The organism is Streptomyces sp. NPDC051921 (genome assembly GCF_040680975.1).
GTDB lineage: Bacteria > Actinomycetota > Actinomycetes > Streptomycetales > Streptomycetaceae > Streptomyces.
The window spans coordinates 1-19,521 of sequence record NZ_JBFAXU010000047.1; the positions used below are offsets into that span (position 1 = coordinate 1).

Here is a 19,521-nt window from a genome sequence, read left to right on the forward strand (position 1 = left end):
GAGTCGGGCGGTGTCGTCGGTGTCGAGTTGTTCGGCTGATACCGGGCGGCCGGCGACCGATCCCACCGACAACACCCCCCGACCCACACCATCGGCCGCGTCCAGAACCAGGGTGTGGGCCTGCGTGCGGTCGATGCGTACGCGCAACTCCGTGGCGCCGACGGCGTAGAGGGACACGTCGCTCCACACGAACGGCAGCACCGGCTCGCCCTCGACGACCTCGCCGTCGGCGACCAGGGCCACATGCATCGCGGCGTCGAGCAGCGCGGGATGCAGGCCGAAACGCTGGGCCTCTTCGTGCTCCCGCTCGGAGAGCGCGACCTCCGCGAACAGTTCCTCACCACGCGCCCATGCCCGCTTCAGGCCCTGGAAGGACGAGCCGTAACGGTACCCCTGGCGGAGCAGCAGTTCGTACGCGTTCGAGACGTCCAGCTCCGCCGCGTCGGCGGGAGGCCACTCCGCCAGGTCGAACCCGGCCTCCGCCGCTACGGAGGCCGAGGCGACGACGCCCTCGGCGTGCAGCGTCCACGCAGCCTCCCCGTCTTCCGGGCGGGAGTGGATCGTCACCGTACGGTCACCCGCCTCGTCGGCGGGTCCGACCATCACCTGCACCTGAAGGCCGTCCCTCTCGGGAAGCATCATCGGGGCCTGCAGTGCCAGCTCGCGCAGCACCCCGCACCCGACGTGGTCACCGGCCTGGACCGCCAGCTCGACGAAGCCCGTTCCCGGGAGCAGCACGGAGCCGAGGACCTCATGGTCGGCGATCCACTGGTGTTCGGCCCGCGAGAAACGGCCGGTGAACACGACCGTGTCGTCCTGCGGCAGCCTGACCACTGCCCCCAGCAGGGGGTGTTCCGCCGCATCGAGTCCGGCGGCGCGGAGATCGACGACGTCACCGCCGAACCAGAAGTCGGCCAGGTACTCGGGCGCGGCGAGCCAGAACTCCGTGCGCTGGAAGGCGTAGGTGGGCAGGTCGACGCGCCGTGCACCCGTACCGGAACCGGTGAAGAAGGCCGTCCAGTCGACGGCGGCGCCGGCGGCGTGGAGCCGGCCCAGCGCGGTGACGAGCGCGGTGGGCTCGTCCAGCGTCCGGCGCAGGGCCGGGACCGCGTGGTCGGAGTCGATGAGCGGGGTGAGTACGGCGTCGGGGCCGATCTCCAGGAAACGGGTCACGCCCTGGGCGGTGAGGGTGGTGACGGCGTCGGCGAAGCGGACCGCGTCACGCACCTGCCGCACCCAGTACGCGGGCGAGTCCAGCTCCTCAGCCGTCTCACCGGTGACGGTCGAGATGACCGGGATACGGGCGGAGCCGTACGTGAGCCCGTCCAGGACCGTGCGGAACTCCTCCAGCATCGGCTCCATCAACACCGAGTGGAACGCGTGCGAGACCTTCAGCCGCGACGTACGAACACCCCGCTCCGTGAAGTGCGCCGCGATCCGCAGGACTTCGCCCTCGACACCCGAAACGACCACCGACGACGGGCCGTTGACCGCCGCAATGCCCACGCCCTCGGTCAAAAGGGGAAGGACGTCGGCCTCGGAGGCGGCGACGGCAACCATCGCACCGCCCTCCGGCAGCGCCTGCATCAACCGCCCACGCGCCGCCACCAACACCGAGGCATCCGCCAGGGACAGCACCCCGGACACGTGCGCGGCAGCGATCTCCCCCACCGAGTGACCGGCGAGAGCATCCGGCCGGACACCCCACGACTCCACCAGCCGGAACAGCGCCACCTCGACCGCGAAGAGTGCGGCCTGCGCGAACACCGTCTGATTCAGCAGACCGGCGTCCTCACCCCACATCACCTCCCGCAACGGACGCTCAAGATGCCCATCGAGCTCAGCAACCACCGCGTCCAGCGCTTGGGCGAACACCGGGAAGGAGGAATGGAGTTCACGCCCCATCCCCAGACGCTGAGCACCCTGACCCGAGAACACGAACCCCGTCCGGCCCCCGCCGCGTGTCTGCACGGGCTGAACCGAGCCGAGCTGCGCGAGCAGCTCCTCCCGGTTCGCGCCGACCACGACAGCCCGGTGCTCCAGCGCCGCGCGCGCAGTAGCCAGCGAGAAGCCGACGTCCACCGGCGACAGGTCCGGCCGCTCGTGCATGAAGTCGGCCAGGCGCTCGGCCTGGGCCGCCAGCCCTTCCGCGGAACGCGCCGAGATCACCCAGGGCACCACCGGCAACGAACCACCCACCGAAGCGACGGCCGTCGGCTCCGGCTCCGGGGCCTGCTCGATGATCACGTGCGCGTTCGTGCCGCTCAACCCGAACGACGACACACCGGCCCGGCGGGGCCGCTCCCCCGCCGGCCACGGACGGTTCTCCCGCAGGAGCTCGACCGCGCCCGCCTCCCAGTCCACCTGGGACGACGGCGCATCGACATGCAGCGTCCGCGGCATGACCCCCTCCCGCAGGGCCATCACCATCTTCATCACGCCGCCGACACCGGCGGCCGCCTGCGTGTGCCCGATGTTCGACTTCAACGACCCCAGCCACAACGGCCGGTCGTCCTCGCGGTCCTGCCCGTAGGTGGCGATCAGCGCCTGCGCCTCGATCGGGTCACCCAGCGTCGTCCCCGTCCCGTGGCCTTCCACCACGTCCACGTCCGTCACCGACAGACCGGCACTCGCCAGTGCTTGGAGAATCACCCGCTGCTGCGAGGGGCCGTTCGGTGCCGTCAGACCGTTCGACGCTCCGTCCTGGTTGACCGCACTGCCCCGTACGACGGCCAGGACCTCGTGCCCGTTGCGCCGGGCGTCCGACAGGCGCTCCAGGACCAGCATGCCGACGCCCTCGCCCCAAGCTGTGCCGTCCGCCGCATCCGCGTACGACCGGCAGCGGCCGTCGCGCGACAGACCGCGCTGACGCGAGAACTCCACGAACACCTCGGGCGTCGACATCACCGCCGCGCCCCCCGCGAGCGCCAGCGAGCACTCGCCGCTGCGCAGCGCCTGCGCCGCCAGGTGCAGGGTCACCAGTGACGACGAGCACGCCGTGTCCACCGTCATCGCCGGACCCTCAAGGCCCAACGTGTAGGAGACGCGGCCGGAGGCGATGGCGCCCGTACTGTTGTTCGCCGCATAGTCGTGGTACATGAGTCCGGCGAAGACGCCGGTCGCGCTGCCCTTCAGCGACGTCGGATCGAGTCCGGCCCGCTCCAGCGCCTCCCACGAGCACTCCAGCAGCAACCGCTGCTGGGGATCCATCACCAAAGCTTCATTCGGACTGATCCCGAAGAACGCCGGATCGAACTCGCCCGCGTCATGAAGGAAGCCGCCCTCGTGCGCGTACGACGTGTTCGCACGCTCCCCGCTCGGGTCGTACAACCGGCCCAGATCCCACCCCCGGTTCACCGGGAACTCCGAGACCGCGTCCACACCCTCCGACACCAGCCGCCACAACCCCTCGGGAGAGGTCACCCCGCCCGGATAACGGCACGCCATCCCCACGATCACGATCGGCTCGTCGGCGTACGCCGCGGCTGCCGCCGGCGCGGCCGGGATGCGCGTACGTGCGCCGGGGTGCGACACCTCGGCGAGCAGATACTCGGCGAGAACGGCGGCCGTGGGGTAGTCGAACACGAGGGTTGCCGGCAGACGGAGTCCGGTGGCCGTCCCCAGGGCGTTGCGGAACTCCACCGACATGAGCGAGTCGAAGCCCTGCTCCTGGAAGGTGCGGGCGGGGTCGACCGACTCCGGTCCGGGGTATCCCATGACGACGGCGACCTGGCGCAGGACGACGTCGAGCAGCGCCTGCGGCCACTCCTCCTCGGGAAGGCCGGCCAACGTCCGGTACAGGGCGCCCTGTTCGGAGCCCCGTGACGAACCCGCGCTGCGGCGGCGCGCGCCGCGCACCAGTCCGTGGAACAGGGGCGGAAGCTCCTCGGCGGCGGACCGCAGGGCGCCGAGGTCGAGTCTGGCGGTGACCACCGCGGCCTCTCCCGTGGCGCGGGCGGCGTCGAAGAGGGCCAGGCCGCCGACGGCGTCGAGCGCGATCACGCCGCTGCGTGACAGACGCGACTGGTCGGTGCCCGCCAAGGCACCGGCCATGCCGTCCTCCTGTGCCCACAGGCCCCAGGCGAGGGACTGCGCGGGCAGCCCCTGCGCGTGCCGGTACGCGGCGAGGGCATCGAGGAAGGCGTTGGCGGCGGCGTAGTTGCCCTGCCCGGGTGCCCCGAGGACGCCGGAGGCGGAGGAGAACAGCACGAAGGCCGTCAGGTCCATTTCGCGGGTGAGTTCGTGCAGGTTCAGCGCCGCGTCGACCTTGGGGCGAAGGACCCCGTCGAGCCGGTCGGGGGTGAGGGATCCGATCACTCCGTCGTCGACGACGCCGGCCAGGTGGACCACCCCGGACAGGTGGACACCTTCGAGGAGTGCGGACAGGGCCTCCCGGTCCGCCGCGTCGCAGGCGGCCAGCGTGACCTGCGCTCCGAGCTCCGCCAGCTCGGCGCGCAGAGCGGCGGCACCCGGGGCCTCCGCGCCGCGACGGCTGAGCAGGAGGAGGTTCCGTGCCCCGTGCTCGGTCACCAGGTGACGAGCGAGGAGCCGGCCGAGCGTGCCGGTGGCTCCGGTGATCAGCAGCGGACGGCCCGGGTCCGGGACCTCGGCCGAGATGCGGGTGTCGCCCGGTGCGCTGCCAGTTCCGGTGCCGGTACTGGTGCTGGTGCTGGTGCTGGTGTCGCTGTCGCTGCCGTTGCTGATGTCGCCACCGCCGACGTCGCCGCCGCTGCCTGCGGCCGGGACGCGGGCGAGCCGGGCGGCGTACCAGGAGCCCTCGCGCACGACGAGTTGGGGTTCGGTGCCGGAGGCGGCCGTCGCGATGTCGAGGGCTTCCCGGTCGTCGGTGTCGACCAGGACGATCCGGCCGGGGTTCTCGGCCTGTGCGGAGCGGACCAGGCCCCAGACGGCGGCGCCGGCCAGATCCGTGGCTCCGGTCCCGTCCGGCGACACCGCCCGCCGGGTGACGACGAGCAGCCGGGAGGTGTCGAAGCGCTCGTCGGCCAGCCAGCGCTGCAGGGCCTCCAGGGTCTCCCGCAGGGCCGTACGCACGGCAGGGGCGTCATGGCCGCCTCGTACGTCGAGGACGAGGACGTCCGGTGCCGGGCCGTCGAGGTCGTGAGGACCCTCGGAGCCGTGGTGGCCGTCCAAGTGACCGGAGCCGGACCACGCGGCCCAGCTGAGGGACTCCGGCGTGCCGGGGGCGACCGGTGACCAGTCCACCCGGAACAGCGCGTCGTGGAACTCGGACCGGGCTGCCCGGAGCTGATCGCCGGAGACGGGCCGCAGCATCAGGCTCGCGACCGAAGCCACCGGCCGTCCCTCGCCGTCCGCCACGTCCAGGGCGACGCTCTTCTCGGCACCGGTCGGCGCGAGCCTCACCCGAAGGGTGGCCGCACCCGAGGCGTGCAGAGTCACCCCCTGCCAGGCGAAGGGCAACGCGCCCTCGTCACCGAGGGCCTCGGTGAAGACGGCCGCGTGGAGGCACGCATCGAGAAGCGCGGGGTGCAGGCCGAGGCGCTGCGCGACGATGCGCTCCGTCTCCGGCAGGTCCACCTCCGCGAACACGTCCTTGCCGCGCTTCCACACCGCGCGCAGACCCTGGAAGGCCGGACCGTACGCCATGCCGCCCTCGGCGAGCCGGTCGTAGAGGCCGTCCAGCGGGACGGCGACGGCACCGGCCGGCGGCCACTGCTCCAGGTCCGCGCCACCGGCGCGGGTCTCGGCCGTGACCAGCACTCCGGTGGCGTGGCGGGTCCACGGCATGCTGCCGAGCTCGTCCTCGGGCCGCGCGTACACGGTCACGGTGCGTGCACCCGCCCCGTCGGCGGCGCCGACTGCCACCTGGACCTGCACACCGCCCTGCTCGGGCAACGCCAGCGGGGTCTCCAGGGTGAGCTCGTCGATCACGTCGCAGCCGACCTGGTCGCCGGCCCGGACGGCCAGCTCCAGGAAGCCCGTTCCCGGGAAGAGGACCGTCTGGCCGACCACGTGGTCGGCCAGCCAGGGCTGGGCGTCGACGGACAGCCGGCCGGTGAGGACCACGCCGTCCGTGTCGGCCAGGACCATCGCGGCACCGAGCAGCGCGTGGTCCGCCGTACGCAGGCCCACTGAGGACAGGTCGGTGACGCGGGACGCCACGTCACCGGCCCAGTAGCGCCGACGCTGGAACGCGTACGTCGGAAGGTCGACGCGCCGTGCGCCCGTGCCGGAACCGGTGAAGAAGGCCGTCCAGTCGACTGCGGCTCCGGTCGCGTGGAGGCGCGCCAAGGCCGTGACCAGGGCCGTCGGCTCGTCCTGGGAACGACGCAGGGCCGGGACCGCGTGATCGGAGTCGATGAGGGGCGTGAGTACGGCGTCGGGGCCGATCTCCAGGAAACGGGTCACACCCTGGGCGGTAAGGGTGGTGACGGCGTCGGCGAAGCGCACCGCCTCACGCACCTGCCGCACCCAGTACGCCGGCGAGTCCAGCTCCGCAGCCGTCTCACCCGTGACGGTCGACACGACCGGGATACGGGCGGAACCGTACGCCAGCCCGTCCAGGACCGTGCGGAACTCCTCCAGCATCGGCTCCATCAACACCGAGTGGAACGCGTGCGAAACCTTCAACCGCGACGTACGAACACCCCGCTCGGCGAAATGCTCGGCGATCCGCAGGACTTCGCCCTCGACACCCGAAACGACCACCGACGACGGGCTGTTGACCGCCGCAATACCGACGCCATCCGTCAGCAGAGGAAGGACGTCGGCCTCGGAGGCGCCGACAGCGACCATCGCACCGCCCTCCGGCAGCGCCTGCATCAACCGCCCACGCGCCGCCACCAACACCGAGGCATCCGCCAGAGACAACACCCCCGACACGTGCGCGGCAGCGACCTCCCCCACCGAGTGACCGGCAAGAGCGTCCGGTCGGACACCCCACGACTCCACCAGCCGGAACAGCGCCACCTCGACCGCGAACAACGCGGCCTGCGCGAACACCGTCTGATTCAGCAGACCGGCGTCCTCACCCCACATCACCTCCCGCAACGGACGCTCAAGATGCACATCAAGCTCAGCCACCACCGCGTCCAAAGCCTCCGCGAACACCGGGAACGACGCATACAGCTCACGCCCCATCCCCAGCCGCTGAGCACCCTGACCCGAGAACACGAAGGCAGTACCGCCGTCACTCCGCGCCTGCACCGGCTGAACCGAACCGAGCTGCGCGAGCAGCTCCTCACGACCCGCACCCACCACCACAGCCCGGTGCTCCAGCGCCGCACGACCCGTCGCCAGCGAGAAGCCGACATCAACCGGCGACAACTCCGGCCGCTCGTCCATGAAGTCGGCCAGGCGCTCCACCTGAGCCGCCAGCCCCTCCGCCGACCGCGCCGAGATCACCCAGGGCACCACCGGCAACGAACCACCCACCGAAGCGACGGCCGTCGGCTCCGGCTCCGGCTCCGGGGCCTGCTCGATGATCACGTGCGCGTTCGTGCCGCTCAACCCGAACGACGACACGCCGGCCCGGCGGGGCCGCTCCCCCGCCGGCCACGGACGGCTCTCCCGCAGCAGCTCGACCGCGCCCGCCTCCCAGTCCACCTGGGACGACGGCGCATCGACATGCAGCGTCCGCGGCATGACCCCCTCCCGCAGGGCCATCACCATCTTCATCACGCCACCCACACCGGCAGCCGCCTGGGCATGCCCGATGTTCGACTTCAACGACCCGAGCCACAACGGCCGGTCGTCCGCACGCCCCTGTCCGTACGTGGCGATCAGCGCCTGCGCCTCGATCGGGTCACCCAGCGTCGTCCCCGTCCCGTGCCCCTCCACCACGTCCACGTCCGTCACCGACAGACCGGCACTCGCCAGCGCCTGCCGGATCACCCGCTGCTGCGAAGGACCGTTCGGCGCCGTCAGACCGTTCGACGCACCGTCCTGGTTCACCGCGGAACCCCGCACCACGGCCAGCACCTCGTGCCCGTTCCGACGCGCGTCCGACAGCCGCTCCAGCACCAGGACGCCGGCGCCCTCGCTCCATCCGGTGCCGTCCGCGGAGTCCGAGAAGGCCTTGCAGCGGCCGTCGAGGGCAAGGCCGCTCTGGCGGGAGAAGGCCACGAAGGGGGCGGGGGTCGCCATCACCATGACGCCGCCCGCGAGCGCCAGGGTGCACTCGCGGTCCTCCAAGGACCTGGCGGCCAGGTGGAGGGCGACGAGCGAGGAGGAGCAGGCGGTGTCGACGGTCATCGCCGGGCCTTCCAGGCCCAGCGTGTAGGCGACCCGGCCGGAGATCACCGACGCGGCGCTCGCCGTGGCCATGTAGGCCTCGGCGATCTCGGGGGCCGCGTCGAGGAGGTCCTCGTAGTCCTGGATGCCGGAGCCCGCGAAGACGCCGACCTGTCCGCCGCGCAGCGATTCGGGGTCGATGCCGGCGCGTTCGAGGGCCTCCCACGAGCACTCGACCATCAGACGCTGCTGCGGGTCGATGGCGATGGCCTCGCGGGGGCTGATGCCGAAGAACTCGGCGTCGAAGCCGGCCGGGTCGTCGACGAAGCCGCCTTCGTGGACGGTGCCGGTCGTGGTCGTCCGGCCGTCGCCCTTGAGGCGGCTCAGGTCCCATCCTCGGTCCGTCGGGAACGGCGAGACCGCGTCCCTGCCCTCGGCGACGAGGTGCCAGAGGTCCTCCGGGGAGTTCACTCCACCCGGGTAACGGCAGGCCATGCCGACGATCGCGATCGGTTCGCGTTCCTCGTTCTCCGCCTCCTGCAGGCGCTGCCGCGTCTCGTGCAGGTCGGCCGTGACCCGCTTGAGGTAGTCGAGGAGCTTCTCCTCGTTCGACATGTCGGTGTCCCCCAGTCCTTGTCCGCGGGGGCCTTCGACGTACCTGTTCAGGCAGGGCCGAGCCCCATGTCATCAGTCAGTGGATACGGTGCGTGTGCAGGAGTGAGCGCCGGGCCGTCGCGGGGGGTGCCCGCTCTGTCCGGCCCGGCGACTCGCATGCGTACGGTCAGCCGGCGGCGTTCGCGTCGCCCGCGCCGGCCTGGGTGTCGGCGTCGCCGTCGGCGTCGGGGGCCGGCGGCATGAACTGCTCCGGCCACTGCTCGAAGTCGGTGTGGATCTCGTAGCCGGAGACGTCCTCCGTGTTCGGCACGATCCGGCTCAGGGCGGTCTGGATGGGGACGGCGAGTCGCTCGGCCTTGGCGGCCTCGCGGGCCTCGCGGCGCTCGACGAACTCGGGCATGACCTCGCGGGCGAAGAGCTCGAGGGACTCCACGATGTGCTCGTGCTTGTTGGCGCCGAGCTGCACCTGGAAGATGATCTGGTCGACGCCGGCCTCTTCCTGGACCCGGATCAGCTCGCGCAGCTTCTGCGGCGTGCCGACGGCCTGGCGGACGGCGCCGTCCATGCGGGCGAGGTTCTCCTCGGGGAGGGCCTCCTTCGCCGCGAAGTTCGCCTGGAGGTCGGTGATGCCGGGCTTGTGCGTGCCGCTCACGTAGAAGTGCATGAAGGAGTTCACGTAGAAGTCGATTCCGCCGAGGGCGCGGTCGTAGGCCGTCTGCTCGTCCTCGTGGCAGAAGAACGGCATCGCGACGGCGAAGTTGGCGTTGACCGCCTTGCCGATCGGGGTGACCTCTCCGGACTCGAGCGTCCGGTAGTACGCGGCGACGCGCTCGGCGCCTTCCTCGGGAGTCGTGAAGGCGAAGGAGAGCGCGCCCAGGCCCAGCCGGGCGGCCTTCTCGATGGTCGTCGGCATGCTGCAGGCGAGCCAGGCCGGCGGGTGCGGCTTCTGCTTCGGCTTGGGCAGGACGTTGCGCGGGGGCACGTCGAGCCAGTCGCCCTTGTAGCCGGTGAACGGGACCTCGCTCAGCATCCGGAGAATCGCTTCGAGCGATTCCTTCCACTGCTCGCTCTTGGTCGCCCGGTCCACTCCGAAGGCGCCGAGTTCGTGCTGGGTGCTTCCCTGGCCGGTGCCGAGGTCGACGCGGCCGCCGGATATCAGGTCGAGGGTGGCGATGCGCTCGGCGACTCGCGCGGGGTGGTTGACCGCCGGCGGCAGCGAGACGATGCCGTGGGCGAGACGGATGTTCTTCGTGCGCGCCGCGGCGGCGGCCAGGAATACCTCAGGAGCCGAGGAATGCGAGTACTCGTCGAGGAAGTGGTGCTCGGCCGCCCAGGCGTAGTCGAAACCCAGCTTGTCAGCGAGTTCGATCTGCTCCAGCGCCTCATTGATGACGCGCTCTTCGCTGTCCTCGGTCCACGGCCGCGGCGTCTGCAGAAGGTAGATGACTCCGAATCGCAACGCGCACTCCTTTGTTTTGACACCCGGCCCGCCGACGCTGACCTGATCGATGGCCAACGTAACGGCGGCGTCGGAGGGGCGAACCCCCTAAGCGCCCCCTTAAGGACTCCGTGGCGCCCTTAGCTTCTCCGGTTCGTTCCGTGGATCCTCCCCGGGGGAATTCCCTGCCGGTGTGCGGTCGCGGCGGCGGCGGTAGGGGTTGACCACGGGCGCGGCGACGGGCCGGCGACGGCCGCGGAGACCGGCCGGCGACGACAGCGTCGGCCACCGGCCGACGACAGCCGCGGCGACCGGATCGACCGGGTGTCGAGCACCCGGCCGGGCCGGTCGCCGCGGCCGGCGCCTTCGCCTCGCGGCGCGCCGCACCGCGCCGCGCGAGGGCGGTCAGGGGGAGCCGAACTCCTGGTCGATGAAGGCGAAGAGGTCTTCGGCGTCCGCGCCGTCGATCCGCTCGCTCACCTCGGCCCGGGCGGGGGCGGCGGGGGTCCGGTCCAGCCTGCCCAGGAGGATCTGGAGCCTGGCGGGGAGGCCGGTGCGGACGATCTCCTCGTCCGGCAGTCCGTCGACGGCTCCTTCGAGCCGGTCGAGGAGCGCGGTCACCGACTCGTCGGCGGGCGCGGGCGGACGCAGTTCCCCGTGGAGGAACTCGGCGAGGGCGGCGGGGGTCGCGTAGTCGAAGACCATGCTGGCCGGCAGCTTGCGACCGGTGGCGGTGACCAGCCGGGTCCGCAGGTCGACGGCGGCGACCGAGTCGAAGCCGAGGTCGTTGAAGCTGCGCTTCGGCGGGACGGCCCCGGCCTCGTCGTACCCGAGCAGCGCCGCCACCTGGGTGTTGACCAACTCCAGTACGGCTCGGCGCTGTTCGGCGGGAGGCAAGGACGCCAGGCGGGCGGCGAAGCCGGGGTCGGCAGCCGGTGCGGTGGTGCCGCCCGCGCTGTCGCCGCCTCCCTCCAGGGCCTCGCGCACTTCGGGCAGGGCGTCGAGGAGCGGACGGGGTCGGGCGAAGGTGTAGGCGGGCGCGAAGCGCTGCCAGTCGAGGTCGGCCACGACGAGGCCGCGGTCGCCGTGGACGAGGACCTGGCGGAGGGCCGCCAGGGCCAGGCGCGGTTCCATGGGCGCGGCGCCCATGCGGCGCAGGCCCGCGGCGAGTTCGGCGTCGACGAGGCCGCTGTCCCACGAGCCCCAGGCGATCGAGGAGGCGGGACGGCCCCGGCCTTCGCGCTCACGGGCCAGGGCGTCCAGGCTCGCGTTCGCCGCGGCGTACGCGGTCTGGCCGGCGCTGCCCCAGACGGCTGATCCGGAGGAGAACAGCACGAACGCGTCCAGCGGCCGGTCGCCCAGCAGTTCGTCGAGGTGCAGGGCGCCGAGGATCTTGGCGCGGCCGACCTCGGCGAACTCCTCCAGGGTCAGCTCCTCCAGCGTGGCGAGGCGCTGTCCGACCCCCGCCGCGTGCACCACGGCGGTGAGCGGGTGCTCGTCCGGGATGGCCGCGATCACCTTGGCGAGCGACTCCTTGTCGGCGACGTCGCAGGCGGCGACGGTCACCTGAGTGCCGAGCCGGCGGAGTTCGCCGGCCAGCTCCGCCGCCCCGTCGGCGGTCTCGCCGCGGCGGCTGGTCAGGACGAGGTGGTCGGCGCCGGAAGCGGCGAGCATGCGCGCCACGTGCGTGCCGAGGCCGCCCGTGCCACCGGTGATGAGGGTGGTGCCACGTGGCCGCCAGGACCGGTCGGCGTGCGTGCCGTCGAAGAACGCGCCCTCTCCGAGGCGGGCCCGCACCATGCGGCGCGCGAAGACCCCGTTGGGCCGGATCGCGAGCTGGTCCTCGCGGTGCTGGTCCTCGCGGTGCCGGTCCTCCCGCTCCCGGCTTCCGTCGTCGGGCCCGGTCGCCTCGGCTCTCCCGGCGGCGAGTGCGGTGCACAGGCGGGTCAGCGCCCCCTCGTCGACGATGGCGGGGAGGTCGACGAGGCCGCCCCAGGTCGCCGCCCGGTCGAGGGCGAGTCCCGCACCGAGGCCCCACACGGCCGCCGACAGCGGGTGGGTCAGGCGGTCGGCGGAGTCCACCGCGACGGCGCCGGAGGTGACGCACCACTGGGGTGCCGTGATGCCCGCGTTCCCGAGGGCCTGCGCCAGTGCGACGGTCGCCGCGGCGCCCCGGGTGAGCGTCGGGTGGTCGGGGTGGGTGCGGTCGTCGAGCGACAGGAGGGAGAGCACGCCGGCGGCGGTCGCCGCATCGGGGTGCTCGCGCAGCCGTTCGGCGAGGGCGGTGCGGTCCGCGTCGGCGACCTCGAAGGGCACGACGCGCACCCCGCGCGCGGCCAGCCCGCGCACGATCCGCCCGACGGTCTCGCCCCACGACCCGACGGCGGCGCCGGACACCGGTCCGGACTCGGATACGGCTGCGGCTGCGGCTGCGGCTGCGGCTGCGGCTGCGGCTGCGGACTCTAGTTCGGGAACGGGTTCGGACTCGGTCACGGGAACGGGTGCGGACTCGGGTACGGCGACGATCCAGGTGCCCGCCGGGACGGCCGGAGCCCGATCGGCGCGTTCGACGACCGGCTTCCACACCACCCGGTAACGCCACGCGTCGACGGTGGCATGCTCGCGGTAGCGCCGGCGCCAGGCGGAGAGCGCCGGGACGACCGTGTCGACCGCCGCCGGCTCCACTCCCAGCCCGTCGGCGAGGGCGGCCGTTTCCCGGCTCTCCAGCGCGTCCCAGAACGCGCCGTCGCCCGGCTCCCGCCGGACGTCGGCGGGGTCCGTACCGGCGTCCGGCAGCCAGTAGGAGCGGCGTTGGAACGCGTACGTGGGCAGGTCGATCCGCCGGCCGCCCCGGCCGGCGGCGTACGCGGCCCAGTCGACGGGGGTACCGCGGGTGAACGCCCGCGCCAGCGCGGACACGAGAGAGCGTTCCTCGTCCTGGTCGCGCCGTGCGGTCGGGACGAAGGCCGTCGCGGTGTCGTCCTCGACGCAGTCGGCGCCCATGGGCGACAGGGCGGCGTCGGGGCCCAGTTCGAGGAAGGTGGTGACGTTCCGGGACTCCAGGTGGCGGACGGCGTCGGCGAAGCGGACGGTGCCGCGGGCGTGCCGCACCCAGTGGTCGGCCGATCCGAGTTCGTGGGCGTCGGCCGGGGCGCCGGTGACGTCGGAGATCATCGCGATGCGGGGCGGGGAGTACGTCACGCTCTCCGCGACCGTACGGAACTCCTCCAGCATGGGTTCGACGAGCGGGGAGTGGAAGGCGTGGGAGACGCGCAGCCGGGTCGTCCGGCGGCCCTGCTCCTCGAACCGGCGCGCCACCGCCAGGACCTCGTCCTCGTCCCCCGAGACGACCACCGAGCCGCGCCCGTTGACGGCCGCGAGGGAGGTACGGGTACCGAGCAGGGGCGTGACCTCGGCCTCGGTCGCCTGTACGGCGACCATGGCGCCGCCGGCCGGCAGGGCCTGCATCAGGCGTCCTCGTGCCGCGACCAGACGGGCCGCGTCGGGCAGGGACAGGACTCCCGAGGCGTGGGCGGCGGACAGCGCGCCGATGGAGTGTCCGACCACGTAGTCGGGGCGTACGCCCCAGGACTCCAGCAGCCGGAACAGAGCGACCTCGAAGGCGAACAGGCCGGCCTGGGCGTGGACCGTCCGGTCCAGCAGCTCCTGGTCCTCGCCCCAGACGACGTCCCGGAGGGATCCGGCCAGGTGCTCGTCCAGCGCGGCGACCGCCGCGTCGAAGGCGTCCGCGAAGGCGGGGAAGGCGCGGTGCAGGTCCCGTCCCATGCCCAGCCGCTGGGCGCCCTGTCCGGTGAACAGGAACGCCGTACGGCCTTCGGTGACCGCACCGCCGAAGGCACCGGTCGCGGCGCCGGGTGCGGCTTCGCCGACGGCTCCGGGGGCGGCCGCGGACGGCGTGGCCCCGTCCGCGACGGCCCGCAGCCCGCGCAGCAGTTCGTCGGCGTCGGTACCGACGACGACCGCCCGGTGGTCGAGCACGGCCCGCCCGGTGGCGAGGGAGTGCTGGACGTCCACCGGTTCCGTCGCGGGGGACGCCGTGACGTACGCGGCCAGCCGCCGGGCCTGCTCGCGCAGGGCGTCGGCGCTCCTGGCGGACACCGGCCAGGCCGTCACCCGCGGCCCGGGGACACGGGCGGAGACGGCGGTGCCGGGGCCTGCGCCGTTCCTTCCGTCCGCGGCGCCGTTCCTTCCGTCCGCGGCGCCGTCCATCCCGTCCGCGGCGCCGGGCTCCTCGGCGGGCGGCGCCTCCTCCAGGATCACGTGCGCGTTGGTGCCGCTCAAGCCGAAGGCGGAGATGCCGGTGCGGCGCGGTCGTTCGCCCTTCGGCCAGGGGCGCGCCTCGACGAGCAGCTCGACGTCCCCGGCCGTCCAGTCGACCTCGGGCGAGGGCGCGTCCACGTGCAGCGTCCTGGGCAGCGTCTCCCGCTGGAGGGCCATCACCATTTTGATGAGGCCACTGACGCCGGCCGCGCCCTGCGCGTGCCCGATGTTGGACTTGACCGAGCCGAGCCACAGCGGCCGGCCCGCCGGACGGCCCTGACCGTAGGTGGCGAGCAGGGCCTGCGCCTCGATGGGGTCGCCCAGCGTGGTGCCGGTGCCGTGGCCCTCCACGGCGTCGATCTGGTCCGGGGTCAGGCGGGCGTCCGCCAGGGCCTGCCGGATGACCCGCTGCTGGGACGGGCCGTTGGGGGCGGTGAGCCCGTTGCTCGCGCCGTCCGAGTTGACCGCACTGCCCTGGACGACGGCGAGCACGGGGTGGCCGTGGCGCCGGGCGTCGGAGAGCCGCTCGACCAGCAGCAGTCCGGCGCCCTCGCTCCAGGTCGTGCCGTCGGCCGCCGCGGCGAACGCCTTGCACCGGCCGTCCGGGGCCAGGCCCCGGTCCTGGCTGAAGCCGACGAACGACACCGGGCTCGGCATCACCGTCACCCCGCCGGCCAGTGCCATCGTGCAGTCTCCGGCCCTCAGGGCCTGGATGGCGGAGTGCAGGGCGACCAGGGACGAGGAGCACGCGGTGTCCACGGTCACCGCGGGCCCTTCGAGTCCGAGGGTGTACGCGATCCGGCCGGAGGCGACGCTGGCGAGCCCGCCGGTCCCGCTGCCCTGCGTGTACCCGTGGTAGACGACCCCGGCGAAGACGCCGGTGCGGCTTCCCTTGAGCGAGGAGGGGTCGATGCCCGCCCGCTCCAGCGCCTCCCACGCCAACTCCAGGAGCAGCCTCTGCTGCGGGTCCATGTCCCGGGCCTCGCGCGGGCTGATCTTGAAGAAGTCGGCGTCGAACAGGTCGGCGTCGTGCAGGAACCCGCCCTCTCGGCAGTACGTCCTGCCGGGGGTCGCGGGCACCGGATCGTAGAGTTCCTCGGTGTTCCAGCCGCGGTTCTCCGGGAAGAAGCTGATCGCGTCACGGCCCTCCGCGACGAGGTCCCACAGCTCCTCCGGGGAGCCGACCTCACCGGGGAAGCGGCAGCTCATCGCGACGATGGCGATCGGCTCGTGCCGGGCGTCCTCCAGCTCCCTCAGGCGTCCCTTGGTCTGCTGCAGCTCAGAGGTCGCCCGCTTGAGGTAATCCCGCAGCCTGTCGTCGTTCCCCATCCACCTCAACCCATCTCGAACCGTGTGTACGCGCCGGCCGCCCTGCCTCAGGCGGAACCGAGCTCCTTGTCCAGGACCTGGAACAGTTCGTCGTCCGTGGCCTCTTCGATGCCCGCCCCGGCTTCCGTGCCGGTCCCGGGGGTTTCGCGCCATCCGCGTGCCAGCCGCTCCAGCCGTCCGGTGACGAGACCGTGCTTGTCGTCGGCGGGGGCGAGGCGGGAAAGCACCGCTTCCAGGCGGTCGAGCTCCGCGAGCGCCGACCGGATCTCGTCCTCCTGCCCGGGGGCGAGGAGAGTGCCCAGCTGCCCGGCGACCGCCCGGGCGGACGGGTGGTCGAAGACGAGCGTGGCGGGGAGGGCGAGCCCGGTGGCGGCGCTCAGGCGCTTGCGCAGGTCGACGGCGGCGAGCGAGTCGAAGCCCAGCTCCTGGAAGGCCCGGTCGGGCTCGACGTCCGCACCGGTCGCGTGCCCGAGCACGGCCGCCACCTGGGTCCGTACGAGCTCCAGCACGACCCGTTCCCGCTCGTCCTCCGGCAGCCCGGCGAGCCGCTGCTTCAGCTGGGGGCCGGCGTCCTGTGCGGTTGCGGGCCGCGCGGGCAGACGGACCAGCCCGCGCAGAACGGCGGGCAGGTCGTCCGGCCGCGCCGCGAGCCCCCGGCGGTCCAGTCGGACCGGCACCGCGTGGGCGTCGCCCAGGCCGATGGCACGGTCGAACGCGGCCAGCCCTTCACCGGCGGACAGCGTGCCGACGCCGAGCCGGCTCAAGCGCTGCCGGTACGCGTCGTCCGGCGCGGAGCCGGGCTCGGCGTCGGACGGGGCCACGTCCCAGGGGCCGTAGGTCAGGGAGGTCGCGGTCATGCCGGAGGCACGGCGGTGCCGGGCCAGCGCGTCGAGATAGGCGCCGCTCGCGGCGAGGTTGGCCTGGCCCAGACCGTGGAAGAGGCCGGTGGAGGAGGACAGGAGCACGAAGGCCGTCAACGGCAGGCCGACGGTCAGCTCGTGCAGGTTCCGGGCCCCGTCCGCGACGGGGCCGAGCACCCGCGCGAACTGCTCGTCGGTCAGCTCGCCGGCCAGCCCCGGATCGGTCGCGGAGACCGCGTGCACCACCGCCGTGAGCGGATGGGCCTCCGGCACGTCGGCGAGCACCTTCTCCAGCGCGGCGCGGTCCGCGACGTCGCACGGGGCGACGGTGACGTCGGCACCGAGGGCCGTCAGTTCCGCCACCAGGGCGTCCGCGTCGGAGTCGCCGGGCGTGCCGCCGGTGTCGGACGCGCCGGCCGCGGCCGTGAGCAGCAGCCGCCGCGCACCGTGGCCGGCGACCAGGTGCCGGGCGAGCAGAGCGCCGACCGGGCCGGTCCCTCCAGTGACCAGCACCGTGCCGTCGGAGGAGAACGCCGCAGGGGCGGCGGCCTCGGGTTCCCCGTCCGCTCCGCTCAGCCGGGGCAGCAGCACCGCGCCCTCGCGCAGGGCGAGTTCGGCCTCACCGGTGGCCACGGCCGCCGGGAGGGCCCGCCGGGACTCCGTGGATCCGTCGAGGTCGACCAGGACGAACCGGTCGGGGTGCTCGGCCTGCACGGAGCGGATCAGTCCCCAGACGGCGGCGTGGTCGGGCGCTCCGCCCTCCTCCTGCCTGACGGCCACGGCGGAACGGGTCGCGACGACCAGTTTCGCCCGCCCCAGACGGTCGGAAGCCAGCCAGGAACGCACCAGCGCCAGGGTGTCGAGCAGGACGCGGCCCACGGCGGAGCCCGGGACGGCCCCTCCGTCACGGGAGGCCGGTTCGGAAACCCCGGCGTTCGCCGCCCCCGCGTTCGCCACCTCGGCCAGCACGAACTCCGGTACGGGGACGTCCTCCGAGGCCACGGCGACGTCCAGCGCGGCAAGGTCCTCGTGACCGTCGCCGCCGAGCACGACCCAGTCGTCGCCGTCGACGGCGGGCCCGGTCCCGGCCGCCGCCGGGATCCAGTCCAGCCGGTAGAGGGAGGGGGTACGGGACCGGTCGGCGGCGAACCGCGCGGCGTCCACCGGCGCGGACTCCACCGCCCGGACCGACAGCACGGGACGCCCGGTCTCCCCCGCCAGGGTCAGCGCGCTGCCGCCGCCTTCCGCCGGGGCGAGCCGCAGCCGCGAGACCTGCTCACCGCCCTCGTGGAGGGCGAGGTCGTTCCAGGTACGGGGCAGGAGCGGGGCGGTGGCTTCCTGGTCCTCGGGTCCGACAAGCCGGCTCAGCTGCACACCGGCCTCCAGCGCGGCCGGGTGCACGACCAGCCCCACCGCGTCGGTCGCCGCCGCCCCGGCCGCGTCCTCCGCGTCGACCGCCCCGACGGATCCGACCGCGTCGACCGGGTCGACCGGGTCGATCTCGGCGAACAGCTCCTCGCCACGCTGCCAAGCGGCGCGCAGTCGCTGGAAGACGGGGCCGTACCCGTGTCCGCGCGCGAACAGCCGCTCGTACGCGTCCTCCACGCCGAGCGGGACAGCGCCGGGCGGCGGCCACGCGGCGAGGTCGGCGGGGACCGCCACCGGGCCCGGGGCCGCGGTAGCCGTGGCGTGCCGGGTCCATTCCCGGTCGCCGTCCGCCGTGCGCGTGTGGATGGCGACGGACCGCTGCCCGCCGTCCCGGGGCGCACCGACGACGACGCGGAGGGCCAGTGCGTCCTGCTCCGGCACGACGAGCGGCGCCTCGGCGACCAGCTCCCGCACCACGTCACAGCCCGCCGCACGGGCGGCGTACAGCGCAAGCTCGGCCAGCGCCCCGCCGGGAAGCACCGGTGTGCCCAGCAGGTCGTACTCGCTCAGCCAGGAACAGGTGTCGGTGGACAGCAGGCCGGTGAGGACCAGCTCCTCGTGGCCGGCGCCGCCCGGCACCGCCACGAGCGCGCCCAGGAGGGGATGGTCGGCGCCCTCGAGCCCCGCCGAGGCGACGCCCCCGCCGACCGGGAGGGCGTTCACCCAGTAGCGTCGCCGCTGGAAGGCGTAGGTGGGGAGGTCGACGCGGTGGGCGCCCCTCCCGGCGAAGTACGCCGTCCAGTCGACGGCCGCGCCGGAGGCGTGGAGGCGTGCCAGGGCCGTGACCACGGCTGTCGGCTCGTCCTGGGAGCGGCGCAGGGCCGGGATCACGTGGTCGGAGTCGATGAGGGGGGTGAGTACGGCGTCGGGGCCGATCTCCAGGAAGGTGGTGACGCCCTGGGCGGTGAGGGTGGTGACGGCGTCGGCGAAGCGCACCGCGTCACGGACCTGCCGCACCCAGTACGCCGGTGCATCCAGCTCCTTGCCGACCTCACCGGTGACGGTCGAGACGACCGGGATACGGGCGGAGCCATACGCCAGCCCGTCCAGGACCGTACGGAACTCCTCCAGCATCGGCTCCATCAACACCGAGTGGAACGCGTGCGAGACCTTCAGCCGCGAAGTACGAACACCCTGCTCGGCGAAATGCTCGGCGATCCGCAGGACTTCGCCCTCGACACCCGAAACAACCACCGACGACGGCCCGTTGACCGCCGCAATACCGACGCCATCCGTCAGCAGAGGAAGGACGTCGATCTCCGGGGCCGCGACGGCGACCATCGCGCCGCCCTCCGGCAGCGCCTGCATCAACCGCCCACGCGCCGCCACCAACACCGAGGCATCCGCCAGAGACAACAC

The 19,521-nt window shown here is 73.3% G+C and carries 4 protein-coding genes; all 4 read right to left on the reverse strand.

Annotated features, from left to right (window positions below; translation table 11 throughout):
• On the reverse strand, nt 1-8,826 hold an 8,826-nt coding region (locus AB0M16_RS35935; RefSeq protein ID WP_365350711.1), incomplete at its 3' end, for a type I polyketide synthase.
• Between the two features lie 166 nt (nt 8,827-8,992).
• A complete protein-coding gene (locus AB0M16_RS35940) occupies nt 8,993-10,285 on the reverse strand; it encodes an LLM class flavin-dependent oxidoreductase (protein WP_365350713.1) in 1,293 nt (430 codons plus the stop codon).
• Between the two features lie 384 nt (nt 10,286-10,669).
• On the reverse strand, nt 10,670-15,874 hold the full coding sequence (locus tag AB0M16_RS35945; protein ID WP_365350715.1) for a type I polyketide synthase: 5,205 nt from the start codon (nt 15,872-15,874) through the stop codon (nt 10,670-10,672).
• A gap of 47 nt (nt 15,875-15,921) precedes the next feature.
• Nucleotides 15,922-19,521: KR domain-containing protein (locus AB0M16_RS35950; RefSeq protein ID WP_365350718.1), on the reverse strand; the 3,600-nt coding region annotated here is incomplete at its 5' end.

Bases quoted from the DNA above. Each gene is read 5' to 3' on its own strand.
- AB0M16_RS35945 (WP_365350715.1), bottom strand. From the start codon at position 15,874: ATGGGGAACGACGACAGGCTGCGGGATTACCTCAAGCGGGCGACCTCT.